Source organism: Embleya sp. NPDC050493, from assembly GCF_044458105.1.
Classification (GTDB): Bacteria; Actinomycetota; Actinomycetes; order Streptomycetales; family Streptomycetaceae; genus Embleya.
In genome coordinates this window covers 1-11,767 of record NZ_JBITHP010000040.1, presented here as the reverse complement: position 1 = coordinate 11,767, position 11,767 = coordinate 1, and the positions used below count along the sequence as shown (strand labels likewise).

Annotated in this window: 10 protein-coding genes and 1 pseudogene; 8 read left to right on the top strand and 3 right to left on the bottom strand. The window is 73.4% G+C overall.

Going from position 1 to position 11,767, the window contains the following annotated elements; all coding sequences use genetic code 11:
- Nucleotides 1-131 precede the first annotated feature (131 nt).
- On the bottom strand, nucleotides 132-1,328 hold the full coding sequence (locus tag ACIBM5_RS42750; protein WP_396012092.1) for a hypothetical protein: 1,197 nt from the start codon (nucleotides 1,326-1,328) through the stop codon (nucleotides 132-134).
- An 855-nt stretch (nucleotides 1,329-2,183) separates the two neighbouring features.
- Between ACIBM5_RS42750 and ACIBM5_RS42745 the strand changes: the two genes are divergently transcribed.
- The 7 genes and pseudogenes from ACIBM5_RS42745 (at nucleotide 2,184) to ACIBM5_RS42715 (ending at nucleotide 8,599) form a co-directional block, all read left to right on the top strand.
- On the top strand, nucleotides 2,184-3,386 hold the full coding sequence (locus ACIBM5_RS42745) for a porin PorA family protein (protein WP_396012091.1): 1,203 nt from the start codon (nucleotides 2,184-2,186) through the stop codon (nucleotides 3,384-3,386).
- Between the two features lie 280 nt (nucleotides 3,387-3,666).
- Nucleotides 3,667-4,830, top strand: coding sequence for an LLM class flavin-dependent oxidoreductase (locus ACIBM5_RS42740; protein ID WP_396012090.1), 1,164 nt, complete (start codon nucleotides 3,667-3,669; stop codon nucleotides 4,828-4,830).
- A gap of 11 nt (nucleotides 4,831-4,841) precedes the next feature.
- Entirely contained in the window at nucleotides 4,842-5,690 is an 849-nt protein-coding gene (locus ACIBM5_RS42735; RefSeq protein WP_396012089.1) for an SDR family NAD(P)-dependent oxidoreductase, read from the top strand.
- Between the two features lie 212 nt (nucleotides 5,691-5,902).
- Entirely contained in the window at nucleotides 5,903-6,889 is a 987-nt protein-coding gene (locus ACIBM5_RS42730) for a threonine/serine dehydratase (protein ID WP_396012088.1), read from the top strand.
- Between the two features lie 251 nt (nucleotides 6,890-7,140).
- Nucleotides 7,141-7,465 (top strand): annotated as a pseudogene (locus ACIBM5_RS42725) (FadR/GntR family transcriptional regulator); the annotation flags it as partial.
- On the top strand, nucleotides 7,438-7,812 hold the full coding sequence (locus tag ACIBM5_RS42720) for a FadR/GntR family transcriptional regulator (protein WP_396012137.1): 375 nt from the start codon (nucleotides 7,438-7,440) through the stop codon (nucleotides 7,810-7,812). The pseudogene ACIBM5_RS42725 and the gene ACIBM5_RS42720, both read left to right, overlap by 28 nt.
- Before the next feature lie 181 nt (nucleotides 7,813-7,993).
- Nucleotides 7,994-8,599 (top strand): short chain dehydrogenase, encoded by a 606-nt coding sequence (locus ACIBM5_RS42715; protein WP_396012087.1) that lies wholly within the window; start codon nucleotides 7,994-7,996, stop codon nucleotides 8,597-8,599.
- A 240-nt stretch (nucleotides 8,600-8,839) separates the two neighbouring features.
- Here the strand turns inward: ACIBM5_RS42715 and ACIBM5_RS42710 are convergent, their stop codons facing one another.
- Nucleotides 8,840-9,499: a hemerythrin domain-containing protein gene (locus ACIBM5_RS42710; RefSeq protein WP_396012086.1), complete on the bottom strand. Its 660-nt coding sequence runs from the start codon at nucleotides 9,497-9,499 to the stop codon at nucleotides 8,840-8,842.
- Nucleotides 9,500-9,806: 307 nt separating this feature from the next.
- On the opposite strand from ACIBM5_RS42710, the gene ACIBM5_RS42705 reads away from it, so the two are divergent.
- Nucleotides 9,807-10,187: a hypothetical protein gene (locus ACIBM5_RS42705; RefSeq protein WP_396012085.1), complete on the top strand. Its 381-nt coding sequence runs from the start codon at nucleotides 9,807-9,809 to the stop codon at nucleotides 10,185-10,187.
- Here ACIBM5_RS42705 and ACIBM5_RS42700 read toward each other — a convergent pair.
- On the bottom strand, nucleotides 10,173-11,504 hold the full coding sequence (locus ACIBM5_RS42700; protein WP_396012084.1) for a hypothetical protein: 1,332 nt from the start codon (nucleotides 11,502-11,504) through the stop codon (nucleotides 10,173-10,175). The two genes, ACIBM5_RS42705 and ACIBM5_RS42700, sit on opposite strands and share 15 nt — an antisense overlap.
- Nucleotides 11,505-11,767: the final 263 nt, after the last annotated feature.

Genomic DNA, 11,767 nt, shown 5'->3' with positions numbered 1-11,767 from the left:
GTAACACCCGCGGGCCGCCCACACCCGGCCCCCGCCCAACCCGCCCGCCTGCCCCCGCCCACCCCCCCCCCCCCCCCCGCCCCCGGGGCGGGCCCCCCCCCCCGCCCCGCCCCGGCCCGAATCGTCGGCCGTCAGCTGTGCAGGGCGGCTGCCTCCTCCAAGGTGGGGATGCCGTCGCGGGCGCGGCCGACGGCGGCCAGGAGGAGGGCGTGGTCGGTGAGGGCACGCGCCAACAGGGGCTTGGCCACAGCCGGTTCGGCGATCGCGAGCGCGCGGGCGTGCTCGACGGCCTTGGCGTACGCGGGCAGGAGCAGGCGGGCTGCGGCCGTGCGGGACATCGGCGCGAAGGTCGCCCGGACGTTGAGTCGGCGTTCGAGCACGAGGCGCTGTGCGGGCGTGGTGGTCGGTGCGTCGAGCGCTGCGCGGAGCGCGGGTTCGGCCTCGGTGTGCCGGATCAGGCGGGTCGGCGACCAGTGGTCCGACGTGGTGGCGTGCGCGATGTCGTCCGGTTCGTCGGCCGCGCCGATAACGGCGAGATGGTGGGCGAGCAGGTCGTGCCGCAGGCCCCGGGTGGGGCTGTGCGCGGCGCGCGTGCGATACGCCTCGACCGCGCGCGCCAGCACCGTCCCGCTCTCGGCGGGGCGATTCGCGGCGGCGAGCAGGTGCGCGCCGTACAGCAGGATCGGGACTTGGCGGTCGTCGTGGGTCGTCTCCAGAAGCGGCCGGTACGCGTCGGCCGCGTCGGCGAATCGGCCGCGGGTGGCAAGCCGGCCCGCCTGCGCGGTGATGTACCAGTGTCGGTCGGCGTTCGGAAGGTACCCTCGGCCGAGGCCGTCGGTGACCGCGACGGCCTCGGCGAACAGCGGTTCGGCCTCGTCGTCGCGGCCGTCCTCGACCAGTGCGACGGCGACTTCGAGAAGCGCCTCGGCGAGGGACCACCGATCACCGGAGCGGGCAGGGGTTCGGGCGCCGGCGCGGGCCAGGGTGAGGATCTCGTGTCGTACGGCGAGCGCCTCGGCTCGCCGGTCGTAGCGGTACAGCGCCCACTGGTAGGTGACCAGGATGCCTCGCAACACCGCGTCCCGGTCCCGGTGTTCGGCCGGGTCCAGGCCTCGGCACAGCCGGATCGCCTCGGTCAACCGGCCGAGCGTGAGGCCCATGTCGGCCCCGTGGTGCCCGAAGACGTGCCCGGTCGTGTGCAGCGCCACGGCCAACCGCCGGGCGTAGTGCTCGGGTCCGTCGACCTCCCCCAGGACGCGATAGATCCCGACCAGTCGTTCCGCCGACACCCGGTCGACGTCGAACAGCATGACTCGCGCGCGAGCCACGACATCGGCATTCGCCACATGCACCCCTGTCTCTGTTTCCACCCCGCCGCGCCGAATGGCACGACGCCGAAACGAGCCCCGGATTCGGGCCCACGCATGCTCCAGAACCACCGGACTCCCCCGGTGGCTCGAATCGGCATGGCATGGACGACATCCGACGCCGCGTCCCGTCCCGGCGGCTCGTTGTCGCGGAACCGTACAGCGCACGATGCGCCTTCAGAGTGTGTGCGAATTGGCTTAGGGTGAGGGCGTATCAACCCCGGGCCGGACGGGCCGGATGAGCCGGATGGAACGGGCAGGCCGGACAGGCCCCCGGTGTCGCCGGGTTCGGGTGGGTCAGGGGACCTGGCGAGGACAGAATGCGCCGGCCCGGCCGCTCGCGTCCCGGAGCGTGTGCCACAGCCGGATCGCGCCGATGTGCCTTTCCACCACTCTTACGCGTTGTCCCGATGAGCACAACCAAGGCCGGCGCATCTTTCGCCCGTGACCACAAAAAGGGCCTGCGACCAGGTACTTGCATGGCGAGGTGCATGGCGAGATGCATGGCGACACGCATGGGGATGTGGCACGGGAGCCGCAACGCGGGCTGTGACGTACGGGGTTGGACCGGTCGTCGCCCTTCCGACGAGCGAACGCCTTTGCGAAGCAACGAGGTTCCGGGATCGCGGACCGGCGCAGGCCGGGGCCGGCGCCCGATATACCACCAACGGGTCGGGCTGGGACGGAAATCGTGGTATCTGGCGCGATCCGCTGCCGATCCTGGTGAGGTACGGGCCATCAGGTCGCGTGCGCCGACGCGACGGGAGGACATCCGGCCCTCCCGGGGCCATCTGGCGACCTGCGGAGGCTGTTCTGATGAGAAAGACGTCCTGGTATCTCGGCGCCGCCGCCACGTTGCTCGTCGCGACGAGCGCGGTGACCCGGTTCGTCGTGCTGCCCGGCGTGCACCAGGTGCCCGACGACGCCGACTTCACGATGCACTTCGCCGGCGGCATGACCCTGTTGGACGCGCAGGCGTTGCAGGCGGGCAACCTGCCCGGGGCCATCGTGCGCGACCTGCCGGTCACCGTGGACCGGCATGTGCGTGCGGTGCGCACGTCCGGGGCGACCGTCGTACTGAACGACCGCACCGTGGTGTCCGGCCCGCAGAAGCAGGTGCTCACCACGGTCGAGAAACGGTGGTCGGTGGACCGCAAGACCCTGCTCGACCGGCCGATTCCCAAGGGGGCGACGGCCGAACCGCATCGGGGCCTGACCGCGGGCTTCCCGTTGGAGCCCGAGAAGAAGAACTATCCGTACTGGGATTCGCCGACGCAGACCACCATCCCGGCCACGTACGTGCGCACCGAGCGGCGCGCGGGCCGCGAGACGTACGTCTTCTCGATCCGTACCAGCGGCCCGCTGGCCGACCCGGGCTCGCTGCGTACGCTGCCGCCGGCCATGCCGCGAGCGGCAGTGCAGGGTCTGGCCGGCGTCGCCTTCCCGGGTCGACCCCTGGAACTGGCCGGGCAGGCCGATCCGGTCCCGCTGGCCTACACCGCGACGACGGACCTCACCGGCTGGGTCGACACCGAGACCGGCGTGACCGTGGACCTGGAGTCCACCCAGGGCGTCACCGCAACCGCCGTGTCGGCCTCCGGCGCGCAGGCCGAGGTCTTCCCGGTGTTGTCGCTGAAGATGACCACGACACCGGCCTCGCGCGCGGAGCTGGCCGACACCGCCGCCGACGGCGCCCAGGCACTCTGGCTGCTCGGCGTCGTGGCACCGCTGGTCGCGCTCCTGCTCGGCCTGGCCCTGCTCGGCCTGGCCGGCTATCTGGAACACCGGTCCCGTCGAGGCCGCTCCGACGCGACACTGCCCGGCCCGCGGTCCGAGGCCACGTCGGATGCGGCCTCCGCCGCGGGGCCGCCCCCTGCCGCCGCACCCGCGTCGGGCCCCGCATCCGGGTCGGGATCCGGGTCCGAATGCGATTCAGGGTCCGACTCGGGATCCGGCTCCGCGTCCCGCGCCGGTTCTGCCGGTTCCGACTCGGGGACGAACGCGCCGACCACCGGCTAGTGCCACCCGGTCCGCCGGTGGCATCGAGACCCACGACGTCATCGGCGTCCGACGCCCGGCTCGGAGTTTCCCAAAACTCCGGTGCCGGGCCTTTCCATGCCGCGCGCCCGGTCGGCCCCGCCAGGCCGGGTCCGGCGGATCCTGGTGGGCCTAGCACATCTCCTGGTGGTTTCATCGGCGCGACCGCTCTGCCATGATCGCCGGCACCCGATCGAGGGGATGTGGAGGCGTGCCGACGGAATACCCGAAACCGGCGAATCAGGCGGAAGACGCCGTATCGGTGGAATCGACCGGGCCGATCCGGGCTGCGGTGCCGTTCGGGACCGGGTCGGTCTCGCTGCGGATCTATCCGCACGACGGGCTCGACGCCTCGGGCGTGGCCGCGGAGGCGATCGGGCAGGCCGTACTGGCCGCGACCCACGGGTTCGACGGCGTGATGACCAGTGAGCACCACGGCGGTTTCGCCGGCTACCTGCCCAATCCGCTCCAGGTGGCGGGCTGGATGCTGGACCGGATGCCGTCCGGGTGGGCCGCCGCGGCGCCCGTGCTGTTGCCGTTGCGGCCGGTTGCGCTGCTCGCCGAGGAGGTGGCCTGGCTGGCCGCCCTGCATCCCGGCCGGGTGGGCATCGGGGTCGCGATCGGCGGCCTGGAGCTGGATTTCCGGGTCATGGGGCTCGACTTCGCGGCTCGGACCGCCGGATTCCGGGTGGCGCTGCCCCGGTTGACCGCGCTGCTGCGCGGCGCGGAGTTGGGCGAACTGGCCGGGGACCGGGCCCTGTTCGAGTGTGCCGCACGACCGGTGCCGGTGGTCGGCGCGGCGATGAGTCCGGGCGCGGTGCGGCGGGCGGCACAGGCCGGTGCCGGGATCCTCTTCGACGGCGGCTCCGAGGCCGCTCGGCTCCGCGAACTGACGGATCGTTATCTCGACGCCGGAGGCGTCGGGCCGCGCGTGCTGATCCGCCGGGTGTGGCTCGGCGACCCGCCGCGCGAGGCGTTCGAGCGGCAGTTGCACGTGTACCGCGGCTACTCCCCCGCGGCAGCACTGCGTCACTGGCGCGGCACGGGGTTCGTCTGCCACTCGGACGCCACGGCGCTGGCCGACGAACTCGCGGCGCTGCGCGCGGAGATCGGCGCCACGTGCCTCAACCTGCGAATCCACGTGCCCGGCATATCCGCCGAGGCGGCCCGCGAGCAGATCGCCGCCCTCGGCCGGGAGGTACTGCCACGGTTGCGGACCGCTGACACCTGCCAACGCACACGTGCGCCCGACACCGGAGCGGGCACCGGCACCGGCACCGGCACGCAAGCGGAAGCGGCACGCCGTGCCGGAGTCGATCCACCGGGCGCGGCCGACGCACGTGCGGTGCCCGGCGCGGCCGACACACGCCCGGGGTGCGATCCGGCGCCCGGTGACGACACGAACACACAGGGAGTACAGCGGTGATAGCCGAACGCATGAGGTTGACCGGCCGAACGGTGATCGTTTCCGGCGCCGGTGGCGGCGGGATCGGCACGACCTGCGCACACGGGCTGCTCGAAGCCGGGGCCACCGTGCTGGGCGTGGATCGCGACGCAGAGCGACTGGCCGCGATCGAGACCGAGTTGGCCGAGCCGACGGGCCTGGGCGGGCCGGCCGGCACGCTGCTGACGGTGTGTGCGGACGTGTCCACCGCCGACGGCGTCGCGACCGTGGTGGAGCGGGCCGCCGCCGCGCCGGGCGAGTTGTACGGACTGGTCAACGTCGTCGGCGGCAGCCTGTTGCCGCACTGGGCGCCCGCGCTCGACTTCGACCGCGAACAGTGGGACCACTCGCTGGATCTGAACCTGCATCACGTGATGTGGCTGTCCCAGGCCGTGGCCCGGCACCTGGTGGCCCACGAGGCGCCCGGCTCGATCGTGACCATCAATTCCACCGGCGGCGTGGTCGCGGCGCCCTACCACGTGGGCTACGGCACGGCGAAGGCTGCGGTACTCGGGCTGACCCGGACGCTGGCCCTGGAGTGGGGCCGGTACGGGATCCGGGTCAACGGCGTCGCGGCCGGCTCGATCACCACGCCGCGGGCGACCGCCGTCGCGCAGGATCCGGCGCTCGCGGGCCGCGGCGTACCGCTGCGCCGGCGGGGGACGCCGGCCGACGTGGCGGCGGCCGTACTGTTCCTGATCTCCGACCTGTCCGCGTACACGACCGGCGCGGTGATCCCGGTCGAGGGCGGCGCGCTGCACCGGCTCGGCCTGTTCGACGAGGACAACGTCCCGGTACATGTGAGCAATCCGCAGATCCTGGCCCGAATCCACGGGGACTGAGGGGCCCGCCCGCCGGCACGTCGGCCGTGTCCGCGGGCATCCGCAGCTCCGGACGTCACGGACCCACCCGCGGATGTCACGGACCCGCCCGGCCCACGGCCGTCCCGAGTCCACCTCCGGGCCGACGCGGCCGCGGCCGTACCCCGAGCGCGGGGGCGTCCCGGGTGGACCCCCGTTGGACCGATGGCATGCCCACACCCCACGATGGCGTCATGGAAGCCGACCTCGTCACCACCGCCACCGACCCCACCTTCGCCGACGTCGTGGCCGCCCGCGCGTTCCTCGACGGGCACCTTCCGCCGACCCCGATGTGGTCGTATCCCGCCCTCGACGCGGCCACCGGCGCGCACATATTCGTCAAACACGAGAACGTCCAGCCGGTCGGCGCCTTCAAGGTCCGGGGCGGGCTGACCCTGCTGGCCGGCCTGAGCCCGGCGGAGCGGGCCCGGGGTCTGGTCACCTACTCGACGGGCAACCACGCGCAGTCGATCGCCTACGCGTGTGCCGCGTTCGACGCGTCGTGCACGGTGGTGATGCCGGCCGAGGCGAACCCGGCGAAGGTGCGGGCGGTGCGCGCGCTCGGCGCCGAGGTACTGCTGCACGGCGCGGACATGGCCGGCGCCCAGGCGCGGGCCGAGGCGTACGCGGTCGCCGAGGGCCGGCTCCTGGTCAGCCCCGGCGACACCGCCGCGCTGGTGGCCGGGGTGGGCACGACGTACCTGGAGATCCTCACCGCCGAACCCGACCTGGACGCGGTGCTGGTCCCGGTGGGCAGCGGTACCGGGGCCGCCGGTGCGGTGCTGGTCGCCGCCGAACTCGCGCCGAGCTGCCGGGTGATCGCCGTGCAGTCGACCGCCGCGCCGGCCGCACACGACTCGTGGCGGGCCGGCGCGTGCGTCACGCGCGCCAACACCACGGTGGTGGACGGCCTGGCCACCGGCCGGGGGTTCGAGTTGCCGCAGCGCGTGCTGCGGTCCGGACTCGCCGACTTCCTGCTGGTCTCGGACGCCGACATCGCGCACGCACAGCGCCTGCTCGCGACGCACGCACACACGCTCGCCGAGGGCGCGGGCGCCGCCGCGCTGGCCGCCGTAGTGGCCCACCCGAGCGAGTTCACGGGCCGGCGGATCGCTGTCGTGTGCTCGGGCGGCAACGCCTCCCCGGCCGAGATCGCGGCACTGGGGCGGGACGGGGGCTGACTCCGTTCCGGCGTTCCGGCGTCCCGGCCTCCGGTTTGCGGTCGTGGAACGGAGCCCGAGCCCGGTCCGAATCCGCATCCGAATCCGGACCCGGACCCGGACCCGGACCCGGATCCAGGGGCCGCCCCTCGGATCCGGATCCGGAGACCCCCGCGCGGCCCGCCCGCATCGTGCCGTTCACCGACAGCCGCCACCGTGCGCCGATGCCCGCCATACTGGGGAGTCATCGGATCTCCGGAGGGGTCAGCGGCGTGGCGGTCACAGACGAGGCCATCGACAAGATCAAGGGCATGATCGTGTCCGGGGAACTGCAACCGGGCGAGAAGCTGCCCAAGGAGGCCGACCTGGCCGCCAGGCTCGGGCTGTCCCGGAATTCGCTGCGCGAGGCGGTCAAGGCGCTGTCGCTGATCCGAATTCTGGATGTGCGCCAGGGCGACGGTACCTACGTGACCAGCCTGGAGCCGACTCTGCTGCTCGGCGCGATCTCGTTCGTGGTCGACTTCCACCACGACAAGAGCGTGCTCGACTTCCTCCAGGTCCGGCGGATCCTGGAGCCGGCGGCCACCGCGCTGGCCGCCGAGCTGGTCGACGCCGAGGGCATCGCGACGCTGCGCGCACTGGCCGATCCGCCGAGTCCGGATGCCGGGCACGACGCGCTGATCGAGCAGGACCTGCGCTTCCATCACCAGATCGCCGTGTTCGGCGGCAATCAGGTGTTGTGCTCACTGCTGGAGACACTCTCCGGCCCGACCATGCGCGCGCGGACCTGGCGCGGTCTGACCGAGGACGACTCGTGGCAGCGCACGATCCGCGAGCACCACGCGATCGTGGACGCGCTGGAGAGCCGGGACGCGAGCGCGGCACACGCGTGGTCGACGGTGCACATCAGCGGCGTCGAGCAGTGGCTGCGGCGAATGACCTGAGCCCTCCCGGGGGTTCGGAAACGCGGCTGCGCGGATGCCGGGGACGGGACCCGGCGGCAACGCACACGGTGACGAGCGACATACCGAGCGGAATCGGCAGGGCGTCGAAGACGCGTCGGTTGCCCCTCCCGGCCGAACCGGCAAGGATCGAACGCGATATCGATCCACAGCGGAGGTTGATGTGAAGGTCCTCGTGGTCGGCGCCACCGGCGTCCTGGGTACGGCGGTCACCGAGCTGTTGTCCGCACGGCACGACGTGATCACCGCCTCCCGGAGCGGGAAGACCGATGTCGCGGTGGACATCACCGACCCCGACTCGGTGGCGGCGATGTACGCGCAGGTCGGCCGGGTGGATGCGGTCGCGTGTGCGGCCGGTGGTGTGCCGTTCAAGACGATCGGCGAGCTGACGCACGCCGACGTCACGAGCGCGGCGCTGGACAAGCTGCTCGGTCAGGTCGAACTGGTCCGGGGCGGGCTGGACTTCGTCGCGGACAACGGTTCGTTCACGTTGATCACCGGCATCCTGTCCGGCGAGGCGATCCCGACCGGCTCGATGGCCTCGATGGCCAACGGCGGCATAGACGCGTTCGTGCGCGGCGTCGCGATCGAACTGCCGCGCGGGTTGCGGATCAACTCGGTCAGCCCGACGGTGTTCACCGAGTCGATGGAGGCGTACGACTCGTTCTTCCCGGGCTTCCCGCCGGTCGACGTCGCGACGGCCGCGATGGCGTACCGCCGCTCGATCGAGGGCGGTCAGACCGGTCGGAACTTCCGCGTGGGCTGGTAGCCGGGGTCAACGGCCGCCCGGTGCCGCCGTGTTGCGGCGGCTCCGACTCGCCGCGCCGAGACCCGTCCGCCCGCACGGACCCGTTCACCGTCGACCGAGCGTCGGTGCGGATCCGGATCACCCCGCGATCCGGATCCGCCTCCGGTCGTTCGGTGCGGGTCCCCGTCCGGGACGCGGATGTCCACGGGTGACCGGCGGATGGCGCCCGGGCTGGGGTCGGCCGCCGACCGACCGGGCCGTTCAGACCTCGGTCGAACCCTGCTTGGGGCCCCACAGGTCCAGCGCCGCGTAGGCCGGCTGCCACTCGTCCCGGTACGCCTGGCGCAGCGGTTCGGGCAGCCGGCCGAGCACCGTCGCAGCGACGTCCTCGCTCGCGCCGTCCAGGTACCACGGCACGTACATGGGGCTGTCGTTGCCGACCCGGATGGCGTGTTCGGCGCCGAAACGCTGGAGCAGTTCGGGCGTGGCGTGCCGGTCGATGATCGCGAGGGCCTCGTCCTCCTCGTGCCGGAGGTGTCCGCCCAGGCCGCCGACCAGGCGCTCGACGATCGCGGCCAGCCGCTCCGGGCCGGATTCACGGTCGGCCAGTGCCGCGTCCACGGCGTTCAGTCCGGGGTCGACGATGGCGTGTTCGGCCTCCATCGCCTCGATCACGGCCAGCTCGTCCGGCAGGTCCCGGACCGCCAACCGGATCGCGGGCCACAGCACGTCGTCCTCGGCGCCGTGGTGGACGTGCAGGTAGCGCTTGAACAGCTCCCAGCCGAGCGCCGCCTGGAGGACCTGACGCGGGTCGTCGGTCGCCTCGGCGGTGATCCTGGCGATCTGCGCCAGTTCCCGACGAAGCGCGTCGTGGAACGCGTACATCATCGACATGTCGTTCTTGAAGGTCTTGGCGGTCATGGTGTGCTCCGATTTCGCGTTCTGCCGACCTCGGCCGGGACGCGGTGTGTCCCCGGCCCGCGGCGGCGCTGCCACCGGGTGCCGCTACCGGTCCGTTCGGCTCGTTGTCGTCGGCTCGTCCCCGGCGGCTCGCTGCCGCCCGACACACCAATGACGGATCCCGGCCCGCGAATGTGACCGATCCGTGCCCACCACTTTCCCGCCGCCCGACCTCGCCGGCCACGCGGGCGTTGCACCACACGGAGGCGGCAACGGCCCCGAGGCGGTCGAACCGGCCGTTGTCCGCCCGATCGGACATCATGGGGGCATGAACACGCATCGGCCACGAGGCACCTGCGGCGTGTGCGGTCGCCGCGTCGCGGTGACCGAGACGCACGCGCTCTGGCGCCACGACGACCCCGGTCACGCGCGCGCCGACGACGCACCGATCTCCTGCCGAGGCTCGTGGACGCCGGCCGCCGAAGCGACCGGCCGCGCCGACGGCCCCGTGCAACTGGACCTGCTCGGCTTCGGCGGACTGCCGGACGGGGAGGGCGCCGTGCCGGACGGCGGCAGGCCGGACGAGGGCCACGGCGCAGTCCGGCCCGAGGACCCGGACGACGACCCGGAAGCGGCCCGCGCCGACGCGCCCGACCCGCTGTTCGCCGGTTCGGCCCCCGCGTCGGCCGGCGGCTCATTCGCCCGCTGAGCCGAGCCGATCGGCCACCACCGCCCGGGCGGTGGTCAGCAGTTCCACGATCGTGCCGGTGAAGTCCGGGAACAGGCGCAGCGCCACGATCCACGCGTCGGCGTCGGCGCCCAGGAATTCGTCGACCAGCGCGCTCGCCTCGGCCTTGGGCGCGCCCGAGGCCCACCACTCGGGCGAGGTGCGGTCGTCGGTGCCGGCCAGGATCGACAACACCACCGGGGCGGGGCGGGCGTACCGCATCAGGTCGGCGCCGGAGAGTCGGCCGTGCACCAACGCCTCGTGCAGCCACACCCGTTCGTCCCGACCGTAGCTCGGCAGGCCCTGGGCGAGTAGGGCGACCAGCAGGTCGTACGGGCAGTCCGGGGCTTCGGCGAGCCGGATGTGCAGCCGGTCCGGCAGCGCGGCGACCCGGTGCGAGCGGAGCAACTGTGCCCACGGGATGGCGCCGCCGTCGGCGAGGACGGCGTCGACCCGCTCGCGCTGTTCGCGGTCGTTGCCGTCCCGCAGGAACGCCACGACGTGTTCGGGGTCCTCCTCGGCGGCCAGCCGCGCGCCGAGCACGGCCAGGCCGTCCGGTCGCCCGAGGGCGTCCTCGATCGGTTCGCGTGTGTCGGCGGGAAATTGCGCCTCGGTCAGCAACCGGCGGACCTCGGCCGGCCCGTGGCGTGTCCACACCCCGACGACCACCCGCAATCGGCCGGCCTCGGTGCGCAGCGGCAGCCGATTGACCACGACCCGGGCCACCTCGGGATCGCCCGACGTCATCCCCGCGGTGAGCCACCCGGCGCAGCGGCTCGACTCGGTGTCCCACAGCAGGTCGACGAGCGGGCCGGGCACCGGGCCTCGGGTGCCGTCGCGGCGAACTCCGGCCAGCAGCCGGGCACGTTCGGTGTCGGGCAGCAGCGAGCCGGCGAACAGCCGGGCGTCCACGTGCGGATCGTCCAGATCGAGGAGCGCGTCCACTTCGGCGGCGGTCAGATCGCCTCGGGCGGCCCGCCGAACCGGGTCCTCGGCACCGGCCCGGTCGGGCAGGGTCGGGGCCACGGGTCCGGCGAAGGCGGGCAGCGGGAGCGCCGGCGCGGCGGTCGGCCTCGGCCGCCTGTCGCGCGTCCCGCTGCGATCGCCCTCCTCGTACGCGGCGATCAACGGGAGGTTGCCCAAGGCCGATATCGCGGCGGCCAACGCTGTCGGCACGGTGGCCATCCGGCGCAGCGCCGGAGCCAGTTCGAGGCCGAGCCGCTGCACCAGGACGGGTACGAGGGTCGGGTGGGCCAGGGTGAAGACGGCCCTGACCACGGACGGGTCGATGGTGTTCACGGGGTCCTTCCGGTGCGGTGGGTGGACGGCGCGTCGAACGGCCCGCGAGGGCCGAGGTGCGGGCCGGCGGGGGTGTCGGGGCGCACGGGGGTCCGGGGGGCCGACGCGGCGGTCGGTGGGACGTACGCGGGCGTCCGGCGGACGTGTGCGGGCGTCGGTGGGGCGGGGGCGGGCGGCCGGCGCGCGTGTGCGGACGTCGGTGGGGCCGGCGGGCGTCCGGCGGACCGGTACGGGTATCCGTCGCGCCCGCCCGGGGTGTCCGC